This window comes from Streptomyces sp. NBC_01433 (genome assembly GCF_026340105.1).
Lineage (GTDB): Bacteria > Actinomycetota > Actinomycetes > Streptomycetales > Streptomycetaceae > Streptomyces.
In genome coordinates, this window is the sequence record NZ_JAPEPM010000006.1 from 105,627 (window position 1) to 119,143 (window position 13,517).

The 13,517-nt window shown below is 74.3% G+C and carries 12 protein-coding genes; 2 read left to right on the forward strand and 10 right to left on the reverse strand.

The window, feature by feature from the left end; genetic code table 11:
• Window positions 1–22: 22 nt before the first annotated feature.
• Genes OG413_RS44010 through OG413_RS44045 form a run of 8 tightly spaced genes read right to left on the reverse strand, consistent with a single transcriptional unit; the run spans window position 23 to window position 9,558 of the window.
• Entirely contained in the window at window positions 23–382 is a 360-nt protein-coding gene (locus OG413_RS44010; RefSeq protein ID WP_266815642.1) for a class I SAM-dependent methyltransferase, read from the reverse strand.
• Window positions 379–1,179, reverse strand: coding sequence for a HisA/HisF-related TIM barrel protein (locus OG413_RS44015; RefSeq protein WP_266815643.1), 801 nt, complete (start codon window positions 1,177–1,179; stop codon window positions 379–381). Before OG413_RS44015 ends, OG413_RS44010 begins: the two co-directional genes overlap by 4 nt.
• A gap of 16 nt (window positions 1,180–1,195) precedes the next feature.
• A complete protein-coding gene (locus tag OG413_RS44020; RefSeq protein ID WP_266815644.1) occupies window positions 1,196–2,524 on the reverse strand; it encodes a hypothetical protein in 1,329 nt (442 codons plus the stop codon).
• A complete protein-coding gene (locus OG413_RS44025) occupies window positions 2,521–3,306 on the reverse strand; it encodes an HAD family hydrolase (RefSeq protein WP_266815645.1) in 786 nt (261 codons plus the stop codon). Before OG413_RS44025 ends, OG413_RS44020 begins: the two co-directional genes overlap by 4 nt.
• Window positions 3,303–6,275, reverse strand: a complete 2,973-nt coding sequence (locus tag OG413_RS44030; protein ID WP_266815646.1) for a methyltransferase domain-containing protein — start codon at window positions 6,273–6,275, stop codon at window positions 3,303–3,305. Before OG413_RS44030 ends, OG413_RS44025 begins: the two co-directional genes overlap by 4 nt.
• Window positions 6,184–6,912, reverse strand: a complete 729-nt coding sequence (locus OG413_RS44035) for a phosphoribosyltransferase (protein WP_266815647.1) — start codon at window positions 6,910–6,912, stop codon at window positions 6,184–6,186. Before OG413_RS44035 ends, OG413_RS44030 begins: the two co-directional genes overlap by 92 nt.
• Window positions 6,905–8,353 (reverse strand): hypothetical protein, encoded by a 1,449-nt coding sequence (locus OG413_RS44040; RefSeq protein ID WP_266815648.1) that lies wholly within the window; start codon window positions 8,351–8,353, stop codon window positions 6,905–6,907. The genes OG413_RS44035 and OG413_RS44040 overlap by 8 nt, the downstream gene beginning before the upstream one ends.
• Complete coding sequence (locus OG413_RS44045) at window positions 8,350–9,558, reverse strand: DegT/DnrJ/EryC1/StrS aminotransferase family protein (protein WP_266815649.1); 1,209 nt, start codon at window positions 9,556–9,558, stop codon at window positions 8,350–8,352. The genes OG413_RS44040 and OG413_RS44045 overlap by 4 nt, the downstream gene beginning before the upstream one ends.
• Before the next feature lie 252 nt (window positions 9,559–9,810).
• On the opposite strand from OG413_RS44045, the gene OG413_RS44050 reads away from it, so the two are divergent.
• Both OG413_RS44050 and OG413_RS44055 read left to right on the forward strand, forming a co-directional pair.
• On the forward strand, window positions 9,811–11,250 hold the full coding sequence (locus OG413_RS44050; protein WP_266815842.1) for a hypothetical protein: 1,440 nt from the start codon (window positions 9,811–9,813) through the stop codon (window positions 11,248–11,250).
• The gene (locus OG413_RS44055; RefSeq protein ID WP_266815650.1) at window positions 11,247–11,765 is read left to right on the forward strand and encodes a GNAT family N-acetyltransferase; all 519 of its coding nucleotides are present in this window, start codon (window positions 11,247–11,249) and stop codon (window positions 11,763–11,765) included. Before OG413_RS44050 ends, OG413_RS44055 begins: the two co-directional genes overlap by 4 nt.
• Before the next feature lie 279 nt (window positions 11,766–12,044).
• On the opposite strand, the gene OG413_RS44060 is transcribed toward OG413_RS44055, so the two are convergent.
• Complete coding sequence (locus OG413_RS44060; protein ID WP_266815651.1) at window positions 12,045–12,710, reverse strand: PolC-type DNA polymerase III; 666 nt, start codon at window positions 12,708–12,710, stop codon at window positions 12,045–12,047.
• Window positions 12,698–13,507 carry a bifunctional 2-polyprenyl-6-hydroxyphenol methylase/3-demethylubiquinol 3-O-methyltransferase UbiG gene (locus OG413_RS44065; RefSeq protein ID WP_266815652.1) on the reverse strand — a complete coding sequence of 270 codons (810 nt, stop codon included), beginning with the start codon at window positions 13,505–13,507 and terminating at the stop codon, window positions 12,698–12,700. Before OG413_RS44065 ends, OG413_RS44060 begins: the two co-directional genes overlap by 13 nt.
• Window positions 13,508–13,517 lie beyond the last annotated feature (10 nt).

A 13,517-nucleotide genomic window follows, 5' to 3' on the forward strand; every position in this document is an offset into this window, starting at 1 on the left:
GCACAACCCCTCGACAAGATTTTCAGCGGTCTCCTAGGGGAAGGCTGCGGACGTCGGCGTGCAGCAGGTTGATCCGCTCGCCGTCCGCCGCGGTGGTGGCGGCGGCGTGGTCGAGGAGGTCCTGGGACAGGTCGACGCCGGTGGTGTGGGTGTAGCCGCGGCGGGTCAGCTCGGCCGTGTGCCGGGCGAAGGCGCAGCACAGGTCGAGGATCGTGTGATGGGTCTTCAGGGCGAGGCGGGCGGTGAGGAAGGCGACGTCGCGTCGGGTGGTGGCGCCGTCGTGGCTGCCGTAGCGCTCCAGGTAGCCGGTGCCGCGGTAGTTGCTGATCCACCACGGGTCACCGTGGGGCGTCGGGGCGGGCGCGGGGGCGGGCTGGGTCATGTCGGGTTCTCCGTGGGCGGGGTGCGGTGGAGGCGGCCTTCAGGGTCGGGCAAGCCGCGGGGAGCGGTGAGGTAGGCGTGGCCGACGACGGCGCCCCAGCCGGCGTGCCAGAGGCGCGTCAGGTCGGCCCAGCCGGACAGGCCGCCGGCGTACCACAGGTGGGCGCGCGGGTGGCGGCCCGTGAGGCGGTCGAGGACCTGCCAGGGGGGCGGGGTGCGGTGGGTCGCCGCGCGGGCGTCGGTGATCAGGACGGGCTGGGTGCCGCCGGTGGCGTCGAGGAGGGCGTCCAGGGCGTCGGTGAGCGTCACGCTGGTGGTGCGGGTGAAGCCGTCGGTGACGATCCGCCCGTCCACGGCGTCGAGGGACAGCATCAGTTGTCCGGCGTCGGCGAGGGTGGTGAAGTCCGGCCAGGCGTGCGGGTCGAGGCGGCCGTCGGGGAGTAGGCCGGTGGAGCCGAGCAGGACACCGGCGGCGCCGGCGTCCAGGAGGCGGCGGACGGCCGGGTCGCGCGGGGCCAGACGGCCGCCGGCCCACAGCCGGCCGGGGTGGTGGCGCACGGCTGTCTCCAGCAGCGCGGTGCTGGTGCTGGTGCCGGTGGAGCGGTCGAGGTCGATGACGGCGGTGGGCACGTCGTCGTCGAGGAGGTCGGCGAGCAGCTGTCCCGGCGGCAGGCCGGGGAGGGAGGTGACCGTGCCGTGGCGGACGTCGACGTTCACCCGCCACGGGCCGGTCGGCCCGGCGTGAGCGGCAGTGGGCAGGGTGGCCGCGGCGGTCACCGGGGTGGGGGTGGTGGGCATGTGGGCGCCTCCGGGTTCAGGCGGCGGCGAGCGCGGCAGGGCGGGGGACGGGCGGTTCGTTCCAGGAGGCGACGTGCACGAGTTCGGCCCGCATGGAGGCCAGTTGGGCGGTGGTCCAGGTGCCGGTGCTCACCGCGAGGTCGAAGCTGGCGGCCATCTGCCGGTGCAGCGTGCCCGCCGTACGGTGGGCACCGTCGCTCAGGTAGGCGGCGGTGTCGCCGCACAGCAGGTGTCCGGTCAGGCGGGTCTGGATGCTGTGGTGCAGGTTGGGGCGCAGGCTCGGCAGGTCGGCGGCGTCGGCGATGTCGTGCCGGCCTGAGCGGTGGTAGAGGGTCCAGGCGGATTCGACGCTGCGGGTGACGGCCCGACCGCCGAGCTGCTCGATCAGTTGGCGGCTGGCGCGTAGCGTGTCGCCGTAGCCCACGTTGTCGTCGATGACCAGCACGGTCGTGTCGCGGGCCGCGGCGGTCAGGCGGTCGCGGTAGGCGCGGGGTGCGGTGGCGCGGTGGCGGACGGTGCCGCCGGCACCGAGGTAGGCGACGTTGCCCTGGTCGTGGAACCCAAGGCGGACCAGGTGCACGTCGACCGGTCGGCCGAGCAGGGCGGGAAGGACGGTCTGGGCGGCCAGCGCGAGGGACAGCGACCCGTACAGCGGGGCGAGGACGGCGGTGATGTCGGGCCGGGGTGCCAGTACGTGTTCGGCGAGGAAGCGCAGCTCGTTGCCGATCTTGACCGGGTTGTCGAGCTCCCGGAAAGTCCGCCAGCCCGCCTCGTGGGCGTGCAGCAGTGCGAGGTCGTCGGGGTGCGGGGCGAACGGAGCGGCGGTGGGGTGGCCGTGCAGCGCGGCGGCGGTGGAGGTGGCGGTCTCCAGCAGGCGTTCCAGCGCGGCCGGGCGCGGATCGTCGGTGCGGCTGGGGCGGTCGGTGAGGCCGTGCCACAGGGTGTAGGCGCCGGCGGCGGCGAGGTTGTGGAGGTTGTCGAGCAGCGCGTGCCGCAGTGCTGGGGCCTGCCCCGGCGCCCGGTGGTCCAGGCGGCCGAGGGCTTCGCCCAGCGCCGCCCAGGACGGCAGCGCCGTACGGGGCTGGTAGTAGGCCGGGCCCCGGCTGAGCCGGATGTTGCGCGCGCCCGCCGCGGGCCGGAGTCCGCCAGCGGCCGGGAGGAAGGTGTCCAGCAGGGCGGGGTCCAGGCCGGCGTTGGCCGCGAGGTGCAGCTCGGCGGCGGGGATGCGGACCAGGCCCAGCAGATCGCAGGCGACGGCGCTCCCGGAGACGGGCGGGGTGGAGTCGGCGGGGTGGGCCGTGTTCGCCCGGGGCGGGGGCGGGAGAGTGGTAGCCGTGGTGGTCACGTGGGCTCCGTTTCGCGGATCGGTCGGCGCGCGGCGTGGTCGCACAGCACGGTCAGGCAGGAGGCGAGGCTGGTGAAGCGGGTGGTCGGCGCCGACCCGGGCGGGGGCTGCCCGGTGGGGGTGATCCAGACCGGGTGCAGACCGGCGGCGCGGGCGCCAACGACGTCGGTGTCCCACTCGTCGCCGACGTACAGGCACTGCTCGGGCCGGACGGCCAGGTCGTCACAGGCCCGGTGGAACGGCGCGGGGTGTGGCTTGCGGTGGCCGTTGCCCAGCGCGCACACCACGGTCTCGAAGTACGGGTCGAGGCGGGCCTGTTCGAGCTTGGCGTGCTGCTGGTCGGCGTCGCCGTTGGTGACGACGCCGAGCTGGTAGACCTCCGCGAGGCGCCGGAAGGCGTCGACGGTGGCGGGGACAGGGCGGATCGTGCGCATCTGCCGGTGAGCGAAGTCCTCGACGTGGGCGTTCAGCTGCCGTTCGCTCAGTTCGAGCCCGGCCTCGCTCAGAGCGGTTTCCCATACGTGGCGGCGGGCGGCGGTGTGCGAGCCGAGCGGGGCCAGGGCGCGGTCGTAGTCGCTCCACAGTCGGTCGGAGGTGTGCAGGTAGGCGGAGGCGATGACGGCCGCGCTCACACCGGGGTGAGTGTCGGCGAGGCGGGCGGCGACGGCGTCCAGGGCGCGCTGCCAGATCGCGCGGGTGGGGATCAGGGTGTTGTCGATGTCGAACAGGACGGTGGTGACGGCGGGCAGTGGCGGCGTCGGCTGGTGGGGGTGGGGGTTCACTGGGCTGCTCCGTGGCCGGTCATCCGAGCGGCCAGCGCGAGGGCGGCCAGGCCCTCGGCGGCGGTGGGGGCGTTCTCGTCGCGGGTGAGGCGGAAGTACAAGTCCGGCATGAGCAGGCCGAGGATCCGGGCCCGGTCCAGGGGCAGGCCGTCGAACCGGTCCAGCAGCCAGGTCGTGCCGAGGAGCTGTCCGCCCAGCGGATCGGCCAGCGGGCAGGTGACCTCCAGGACGCCGCGGTGTTCGCGGACCGCGGCGTCGGCGAGCAGGCCGGTGTGTTTCAGGCAGGAGCCGGCCAGCTTGGCCAGCGTCTGGTCGAGGTCGTGCAGGCCGGCGAACTCGGCGTCGATCACCCACCAGCGCGGCTCGGTCGGGTGGACGAGGACGTTGCCCAGGTGGAGGTCGCCGGTGGCGTGGACCAGCCAGCCGCCCGGGGCGGGCGGGGTGAGGGAGCGGCGCGCGAGGTGGATGAGCGAGCGGCAGCTGAGCTGCGTCGGCGCGCCGTTGAGGTGCAGCGTGTGATCCGCCCAGGGACGCAGCCGGCGGGCGAGGTCCTCCACCCAGCCGGACAGCACCGCGGGCGTCTGGAGCGAGTGGTCGACGTCGTCCTCCCGGCGGGGGGTCAGCGTCGCGGTGGCGCCGTGGACCAGCCGGGCGGCCACCTCGCCCAGGACCGACAGGAACCGCCCCGGGTCGGTGGCGGCCAGGTCGCGCAGGGGGGAGCCGTCCACGGCCTGGGAGACCAGCGTCGCGTCCTCGCCGCGGTAGTGCAGCGCGGTGGCGGGCACGGGCAGATGCCGGGCCAGGGCTTGCAGACCGGTGTGCTCCCGTTCGGCGAAGGCCCGGCCGCGACCGGGCTTGACCACGACCGTGCCCGCGGTCGTGCGGGCGGCGAACACCGGCGTGCTGCTCGGCCGCAGCTGGGTGAGCGTCCCGTCGGGGGAGGCGTAGGCGGGAGCGGGGGCGTGGCAGTCCTCCGGGCTGTCCCAGTACGAGGCGGGAACCTCGTCGCGGACGCGGTCGACGGCCGCGGCGATCTCGTCGGTCAGCGGCAGCGGAGCGGGACGCTCGCCCAGAAGCGCGGCGTCCAGCAGTCCGGCGTCCAGCACCGTCCAGCGCGCCTGGTCGTCCTCGCCCGCGTACAGCAGCCGGATCCGGCCGCCGCCCTCGGGCAGCAGCGCGGGGTAGAAGGCGTAGCGGGAGTCCGGGCTGCCGGGGCCGCCGCGGTGCAGGACGGTGCCCAGCGGTCGCCAGGTCAGGCCGTCGCGGGAGTGCGCGGCGGCCAGCGAGCGGGAGGTGCCGGCGCCGTAGATCATCAGCAGGCCGCCGTCCGGGGCGGGGGCGACGGCGGGGCAGTCGGCGGCGTACGCGTCCGGGGCTCCGGCCGGGCCGGTGGTGACGACGACGCCGTGGCGCTGCCAGACGATTCCGTCGGTGGAGGTGGCCAGGTGGATGCGCCGGTGGTGGCCGTCGCGTCCGGCGTACCACATCCACCAGGCGCCGCCGCGGTGCAGCACGGCCGGCAGCAGCACGTGCTCGCCGTCGGTCGCCCCGTCCTCGGCGGCGGGGGCGAGGGCGAGATTGGGGGCGGCCCAGGTGGTTCCGCCGTCGCGGCTGACGGTGCGGTGGATCGACCAGGTTCCGCCGTCGGACCGGGCGCTGAAGTAGGCGTGCAGCGACTCCTGGTGGACGACCAGGCTCACGCCGGTGACGTCGTCGCAGCCGTCCGGGACCGGCAGCGGCCGGGCACCGTCCAGGGACACCGGCCCGACTGGCTCGGACAGGACGGTGAGGACGATGCGGTTGCGGCCACCGGTGTACCAGGGCTCGGGGGCGCGGCCGGGCAGCTGCCGGGGGATGTAGGTACGGGCGTCGGCCGGGCCGGTGGTCACGGCCAGCAGGCGGCGGCCGCGGTGGCGGATGAGGGCCGGGGCGAAGGTGATGCGGCCGTCGGCGCCGGCCAGCACGCCGCGGTGGCGCCCGACGACGTCCGCCCGTCCCGCCTCGGTGCGGGACCGGGGGCGAGGGCGCGGCAGTCCGGCCGGTGCGGCGGACAGCAGGAAGTGATCGCCCGCTTCGAGGAGTTCGCTCACCTGGGTGGTCTCCCGCACCGCGCGGCTCAGCGCGGTGAACGCCGCCTGGTCGGCGGCGCACGGGTCGACGTAGGGGCGCATCCACGCCGCGACGCCCTCCAGCGAGTACCGGTCGGTGACCTCCAGTCCGGCCGCGGCCAGCAGGTCCTCGGCCTCGGTGAGGCGGTGGGTGCGGGTGGGCGGCATGTAGTCGTCGGCCGACACCGCCGGCAGCGGTTCGTAGCGGCCGTGGTCGAGGTATCCGCCGCCGGACAGGGCGGTCATCTCCGTGAAGCGTCCGCGCTTGAGCAGGTCCCGCAGTACCGAGGTGCGGGTCAGGAAGATCGCGTGGAGCCGGCCGCCCGGCGCCAGCGCGGTCGCGGCCCGGCGCACCGCCTCGACGGCGTCTGCGTCGTCGAGCAGGTGGTAGAGCGGGCCGAACATCAGCACCGCGTCGAACTGGCCCGGGGGCGGCGTCAGGTGCTGCGCCGGGCCGTGCTGTGTGCCCAGAAGGTGCCCTTCCAGACCGGCCTGGCGGAAGCGGGCGCGGGCGCTGTCCAGGCTGTTCGCGGACAGGTCGGACAGGGCGACCATGTGCCCTTGGCGGGCCAGTTGAAGGGCGTGGACGCCCGGGCCCGAGCCGATGTCGAGGATGCGGCTTCCCGGGCGCAGCCCGGCCAGGACCTGCTGGTGGATGACCTCGGTCTCCAGCCGGTGGTAGGGGCCGGAACGGGTGCGCTGCCACTCCCGCTCGGGGTCCGCGTCGTAGAACGCGGCCACACGCTCGACGCCGCTGACGATCGCGGGATCAGGGAGCGTCCGGCCCGCCGGGAAGGCGCCAGAGGCCCCCGTCGCGGTGGAGCCGGTCGCGGGCGGCGAGATGGTCGAGGTGGGACTCAAGGAGGTCGGGGTCGATGTCATGGCCGAGGTCACGCAGCCTCTCGTCGAGCTGGGCGGTGGTCAGGGGGCCGGCAGCCAGCAGGCACCCGGTGGTCTGGTCGGCGTCGCGCAGGACCCGCCAGGGCAGGACCAGTGCGGGCAGGTCGGACATGGACCAGGCGGTGAAGTGTGGCGCCGGGTCCGCGGTGTCCGAGGCCGCCAGGCACGCCAACTGCGGTTCATACGGGGCGAGGTGGTCGAGGAAGAATCGGGCGGTGCGGCCGGAGTCGACGACCTCGTCCACCACGATCAGCGGCTGCCCCGGCGGCGGCGTACCGGGGGCAAGGAGCCCGTCGGCCGCGGCGAGCAGCTCCAGGCCGTGAGTGCGCTCGCCGCGGCGGCGGGCGGCGGCGGCCAGCACCGTCGAGCCGGGCAGGAGATCGGCCAGGGACTGGGCGGTGATCCACCCGCCCTGCAAGATCCCCACCAGCGTCACCGCCCCGGGGTGGGCCCGGCGGATCTGCCCGGCCACGTCGGCGGCCATCTGCTGGTAGGCCAGCCAGGACACCATGCGGGCCCGGCGGCCGGCCGCCGCGGTGAACACCAGCTCGTCTACCGGCACTTCGGCCGAGGTGTGCGGGCTCGGGCGGTCAGGCATCGCGGACCTCCGGGGCGTAGCGGTCCCACAGCAGCGCCAGCAGCCGGTCCGAGCCGCCCGCCACCCGCGCGAACGCCTCCTCCCACCGGTCCGCCGGACCGCCGCCGGCGGCGCCGAGGGCCAGGGTGGGAGTCTTGCGGCGCGCCCACAGGCTCGGCGCGGGCGGAAGCGCCCCGCCCACGGCGCGCACGGCAGCTTCCAGGCCGGCCAGGTGCTCGCCGACCCCGCGGCCGAGCGCGGTGATCTCCTCCGGGTGGTTGAAGGGCGTGCCCACGTCCAGCGTCAGCGGCACTAGGTACACCGCGGCCGGGACACCGGTCAGGGCCCTGCGCAGTCCGGCGTGAGTGCGGCCGGTGAACACGCTGTCGTCCAGGTGCACCACCACCTGCCCGTCCGCCTCCAGGCGCCCGGTGCGCCACGCGGTGCCCGAGACCCGGGCCATCTCCTCCTCGTGGACCGAACCCCGGGCGAGCGCGAGGCGGACCCGGCCGCGCTGACCGGCCGGCAGCATCCCGGCAAGCACCGGGCCCGCGGCCATCGCGCCGAACGCCTCGCTGACCAGCAGCACCGGCGCGCCCGGATGCGCTGCGGCCAGCGCCGGCCAACGGGTCTGGGCAACCGCCGCGATCTGCCACAGCACGTCGCCCTCGCGCACGGCGCGCACCGCGTCCGCCGCGACCTCGAGCCCCTGAAGCGCCCGCGCCAGCTCGCTCAGGACCTCCGGGATCCGGGCATCGGAGCTCAACGCGGTGGCCCGCTCCGCCCAGGTAGCCGGCTCGCACGGACCGGCCGGACAACCCTGCGGCTGCCACCGGTTCCAGGCCGCCTCGGCCAGCAGCGCGCCGAGCCCCTCCAGAACCTCGTCCAGCACCCCGGCCGCCCCGCCGTGGCCAAGGACCGCGGCGCTCCACCGCGCGGTGCACACGTCCTGCATCGCCGATTCCAGGAACGCCAGCCAGGCCAACCACGCGTACCACCCAGCCGGTTCCCGCGCCGCGGGCTCCGCCAGCGGGCGGGCGAACTCCGCGTACCGGGGCCACCGCTGCTGGACGGCGGCGAACCTCCGGCCCGGCGCCGGAGCACGGCCGGGCAGGTACATCTGCGCGTCGGCCGCGTAGTAGCCGAAGCCCCGCAGATACACCCAGCCCTCGCGCACCACCCGGTCGTCGAAGAACGCCCTCGCCGCTGCCGGAAGTTGGTTCTCCAGTGCGGCCGTAAGGCGGAACCCGCCGCCGTCTGCCAGATGTTGCGCCGCCGCGACACCCGACGGCGGGCTGATCGCGCCGCCGGCCTGGAGCGCCGCCGTCCACCCGCGCTCCAGCTCCCCGCGCTGCGCGGCCATCTCCCGCGACCAGCCGAACAGCTGGCGCCGCGCCGGAAGTACGAGGCCCGTCCGGCCGGGCTCGGCGGGCGCCGTGGGGACGGCGGCCCGGGCGGTCATGCCGCCACCGGCCGGGCCAGGGCCTGCGACGCCTCGGCGAAGGCGGTGGCGTAGGCGTCGATCGTCTCCTTGGTGTCCTCGCCGGTGACGCTCACGCTGATCCGGCCCGCGTTGTAGGCGCTCTCGCCACGGAAGGGCCCGCACCGCCGCGGCCGCCAGGTGCCGGCCGCCGCACGCAGCGGGACCGGATGCGCGAACAGTGGCATGCCGGCCAGCGAGCCGACCGACGGGTAGTGCGCCGGAACCCCAGCGTCCTGCAGCCGTCGCAGGTAGGCGTCGACGTCCACCCCCGGCTTCAGCTCGCCGGGCTGGATCTGCGGCCGGTAGGAGAACCAGCCCCCCATGCCGACGCCGGCCCGCACCACCGGTGCCCGCACCCCCGACAGGCCCTGAAGGCCCAGGCTCAGCCGCTCCAGCAGCGCGCGGCGGGCCGCCAGGCGTTCCACCAGGCCCTCTGCGTTGGCCAAACCCACCACCGCGGCCAGCGGGTGCATCCGCATCTTCAGCCCGAGCCCGGTCTCCCCGAACGCCGCCAGCCCCGGGTCCTTCAGCAGCAGGGCGCGGCCGCGGTAGTGGCCGGCCAGCAGCGCCCGCTCGCGCCACTGCGGGCGCGCGGCGCTGAACAGGCCGCCCTCACCGGCGGGCCAGGACTTCTTGTCCTGCATGCTGCCGACGCAGATGTCGCCGAACGTCCCCACCCGCTGCCCGTGCAGCATTGAAAGGTAGGCGTGACTGATGTCCTCGATCAGGTGCAGGTCCCGTTCGCGGCAGATCCGAGTGATCTCCTCCATCGCGGCGGGGTGCCCCAGGTAGTGCGTCACCGTCACGCACCGGGTCAGCGGGGTGATTGCCGCCTCCAGGGCCGCCGGGCACAGGTTCCCGGTGCCCGGCTCCACGTCGACGAGCACCGCGTTGAGTCCGGCGTGCAGCGCCGGGCTCAGCGAGGCGTGGAACGTGGTGACCGGCCCGATCACCTCTGAGCCGGGCGGCATGTCCAGCGCGAGGTAGGCCGCGTGCAATCCGGCGGTGCCCGAGGAGAACGACAGCGGATCCGGCAGGCCCAGGACCTTCTCGATCCGCTGCTCCAGCTCCCCGATCACGCCGGAGCCGTCCGCCACCGACAGTGGCCCTCCCTCGCGAACGTAGTCCGCGAGCGCCGCCGCGATTCGCTCGCGCTGCGGACCCGGCTCGAAACGGTGCGGCATGGCGTCCTCCAACTCCCGCGCACCGGCCGCCGGTAGGCGGCCGTACGCGTTGTGACAGGTGGTGGCGACGGCCCAGATGAAGGCCGGCCAAGCCGTCGGCGCGGTCGGCCGGCGGCGGGCACACCAGCACACAGCGCCCGAAGAGGCGGCGGCAGAGGAGACCGGAGAGAACGTTGAGAATTTCGCGGCGAGAGCGAGAAAAGCCGAGAATTCGCGCCTCACACACTAAATCTGACGTAGCGTCCGGGCGTGATGACCCTCCGCGACGCGACGTCGGTGGACGCCGGGTCGGCGTCCGCGCCCCCCTTGAACCAGGTCCTGGCCGCCGCCCTCCGGGCAGCCCGGTGGACACCCCGTGATCTCGTCCGGGCCCTCAACCCCCGTCTGGAAGCCGCCGGCCAGCCCACCTTTCACCTGACCGCCGGCCGGGCCTGGCTCAACGGCACCAGGCCCCGCTCCGCGACCATGCGCCGGCTCGCGGCCACCGTCCTCACCGAGGCCACCGGCGAACCTCTCAACGCCGCGGACCTCTGGGGAGAGCCCGCTGCGGGCGGCGCGACGGCCGAGAAGACCGCCACCGACGATCTCGTCGGCCGCCGCTCGGTCGCCGACGTCCTGGCCACCGCCACCGCGTGGACCGCTACCGACCCGCAAGAGCAGGCCATCCTCCACACGGCAGGCGACAGCCAACTCCTGAGCGCCGTCTGGGACGCCACCCGACAGAGCCCGCTGCGCACCGCTGCACCGGGCACCCAGGAGCAGGTCCTGCCCGCGTTCGTCGACGTCCTCGAAGGGCACCTCGGCCGCCTGCGGCGGCTGGACGACACCGCCGGAGGCGGAGCCCTGTCCCAGAGGTACGTGCGCTTCGAGCTCGCCGGCGTCCTCGATGTGGTCCGCAGCAGCAGCTACACCACCGACGTCGGCACCCGCCTCCTCGCCACCGCCAGCGGCATGGCCCAGCTCAGCGGGTGGATGGCCTTCGACGCCGACCTCAACGCAGCCGCCCAGCGCTACCAGCTCCTCGCGATCCGCCTCGCCCGAGCCGCCGGCGACACCACCACGGTCGCCAACGTCTTAGGCATGCTGGCCTACCAGCACGCCGCGACCGGCAAGCCCGCCGCCGCCCTGCGCTACGCCGAAGCTGCCGTCGAGCACACCGCCCGCAGCAGTTCCCTCGCCCGCGCCCGCGCCTGGGGCCGCATGGCCACCGCCCACGCCGCGGCCGGCGACATCAGCGCTTTCCGGGACGCCACCGACCGCTGCCGGACCCTCCTCGAACACCGCCGCGACGACGACCCTCCCTCCCTGTACTACTTCACCCCCGAACAGGTATCCGCCGAGGCCGGCCACGCTCTCGTAGAACTGGCCGCCACCAACCCCGCCCACACCAGGCGCCTGCTCGCCGAGGCGACCACGCTCCTCTCCCCCCTCACCGACCAAGGCCCCACCAGCGGATTCCCCCGCTCCGCCCTCCTGCACGGCATCCACCTCGCGCACGCCCACCTCCTCGCCCGCGACCCCGACGCCACCGCAGCCACCCTCCTGCAACTCGCCGACTGGGTACCCGACGTGCAGTCCATCCGCTGCCGCAACCTCCTGCGCCGGATCCGCCGCTCCGCCGGCGTCCGCATGCGCACACCGGACGGCGCCCGTGCGCTCGGCGCCGTCGACAGGGCACTATCGGTTTCATGACCTCCATGCCCACCGCCTCCGACGCCCCGGCCGGGATACGCCTGGCGCCTTCCGTGACCGCCGCACCCTACGACCACCCGGACGCCCGCCGCCTGACCCAGGCCCTACGCGCCGAACAGCTCGGCCTGTACGGCTTCGCCGACGACCCGGACACCACCCCCGAGGCGGACTTCGACCCGCCCCACGGCCTGTTCCTCATCGCCCACGTCGGTGAAGAGGCCGTTGGGTGCGGAGGAGTACGCCTCCTCGACGAGCACACCGCAGAGATCAAACGCATGTACGTCTCCGGCGAAGCCCGCGGCCACGGAATCGGCCGGTACCTCCTCGAACACCTCGAACGCCACGCTGCCAGCCGCAGCGCAACCCGGATCGTGCTGGAGACCGGACGGCGCAACACCGCCGCCCTGACCCTCTACCACCGCACCGGTTACCTGTCCTGTCCCTCCTACGTCGCTGGACGCGACCACCGAGTCAACCGGGCCATGACCAAGCCCCTCGGCAGCAGTTCACCGTGACTGCTGGAGGACGGCCCCGCCCGGCGCCGGCCTCCTGCCAAGGTGGGTGACGTACTCCGTTGCCTCGCAATGATCGACTTCGTGGGCTGCGGTCGCGAACACTCGCCTCAGCCGCGTGGTGCCCTCGGCGGTGTCCGGAGCGATGAACACCCGCACGATCTGTTACCTCTCTTCGCGTCGGTCTGCCCAACGCACGTGAGCAGGGGACCGCCACGGCCGGCCCGAAGGGTGTCGTTCCGGGGCACCGGCTGCGCAACGTCCCCTTTGGCGGGCCACCGGTCAGAACAGGGCGCCCTGTTCCGCGTCCGGGGCCGCGGGTCGCCGTGTGGGCTGCAACCCGGCGGCCACGTCCAGTTCGAGCAGCGTGTTCCACCGGCCACCCGCGCACCCGACGTCCAGGAGTCGGATCAGCACCTGGGCGGTGACCTCGACGTCCGGCATTGCCCGGTGCCGTCCGGCAGGCATGGGGATGCCGTAGTGGCCGAGCAGGCTGTCCAGCCCGTAGGAGCCGAGACCGGGTACGACGGCTTTGGCCAGACGCAACGTGTCCAGCAGGGGCGTCGCGGCGAGTACTGGACAGTGCTCTGCCTGGCGGGCGACGATCCCGGCTTCCGTGGAGGCGTGGTGGGCGACCAGCCGGTACGGCGGCGAAGTCAGGCGCGCGTCGAGCTGCGCCATCACCTCGGCAGCGGAGGCCGCCGAGGTGAGCATCCGCTGGGTGATGCCCTTGAGCTGGACGTCCCGCGCGGTCACGGGCACGTCGGCGGGCGGCCGCATCAGCTCCTCGAACCGGCCGGTTTCCACCAGTCGCCCATCCAGGGGGCGCAGCGTCAGCGCCGCGACCTCGATCGGCTCGGCGGGCCGTCCTGCGGGGGTAAGGCCCTCGAAGTCGATCACCACAAACGACGTCGCGGCAAAGCGGGGGTCGTTCGTCAGCGAGTCCAAGGTGTCGCCTCCCCCGTGACCGCGGTCGGCTTCCGGTCGACGGTTCGATCGTCGTTCCGGGGGACCGGCACGGCGTGTCCGCCGCATGCCGGGTTTGGCACCCGCTGCGGGCGCCGGGCTGCATACAGCCGGCAGGAGACGTGGTTGTCCGGCGTCGGGGGATTGATCAAGGTGACCGTCTCCATTCTGAGGCCGTACTGGACCAAGAGGGCCTCCCATTGCTGCGGGGTGAGGACCCACATCTCGACGGTCTGGTTCTCTCCATCGGCGAGCGGGAGGGTCTCCGTGCGCGGGGTGACGCTCGGCGAGGGGCCGCGGCCGTGGGAGTTGGTGTGCAGCACGGAGAAGGCGAGTAGCCCGCCAGGCTTGAGGCCCTGGCGGACGGCGGGCAGCAGACGGTGGGGGTTGATGTAGCCGAAGCCGTGGATGGAGTAGATGACGTCGTAAGGTTCCGCGCCCTGCAGATACTTGACGGCGTCGGCATGGATAAGGGTGAGGCCCGACAGATCGCCGTAGCGGGCAAGGGCCCGCGCGTGCTGGCCGGCGGATGCCTCTACCGCGTCGACCGTGGCGCCGTGCTCGCGCACCAGGTGGGCGGCATGCTTGCCCAGACCGGAGCCCAGGTCCAGGACGCGCAGGCCAGTGAGGTCGCCGAGCGCCTCGGCGCCGGGCCCGGTCGGCCAGAACCCCCAGGAGATGCGCTCCACTTCGGGGACGTCGGTGCCACGTCGGATGTGGTGATTCCCGTACGTGGTCCAGGCTCGGGCGTTGACGGCTTCGGGCTCCGGGCTGTGCATGGCGCTCCTT

What these genes read in the sequence shown, in the direction of transcription:
- OG413_RS44015 (WP_266815643.1), bottom strand. Translation starts at nt 1,179, where the DNA reads ATGCCCACCACCCCCACCCCGGTGACCGCCGCGGCCACCCTGCCCACT.
- OG413_RS44045 (WP_266815649.1), bottom strand. Translation starts at nt 9,558, where the DNA reads ATGCCGCACCGTTTCGAGCCGGGTCCGCAGCGCGAGCGAATCGCGGCG.
- OG413_RS44035 (WP_266815647.1), bottom strand. Translation starts at nt 6,912, where the DNA reads ATGCCTGACCGCCCGAGCCCGCACACCTCGGCCGAAGTGCCGGTAGAC.
- OG413_RS44065 (WP_266815652.1), bottom strand. Translation starts at nt 13,507, where the DNA reads ATGCACAGCCCGGAGCCCGAAGCCGTCAACGCCCGAGCCTGGACCACG.
- OG413_RS44055 (WP_266815650.1), top strand. Translation starts at nt 11,247, where the DNA reads ATGACCTCCATGCCCACCGCCTCCGACGCCCCGGCCGGGATACGCCTG.
- OG413_RS44050 (WP_266815842.1), top strand. Translation starts at nt 9,811, where the DNA reads ATGACCCTCCGCGACGCGACGTCGGTGGACGCCGGGTCGGCGTCCGCG.
- OG413_RS44040 (WP_266815648.1), bottom strand. Translation starts at nt 8,353, where the DNA reads ATGACCGCCCGGGCCGCCGTCCCCACGGCGCCCGCCGAGCCCGGCCGG.
- OG413_RS44010 (WP_266815642.1), bottom strand. Translation starts at nt 382, where the DNA reads ATGACCCAGCCCGCCCCCGCGCCCGCCCCGACGCCCCACGGTGACCCG.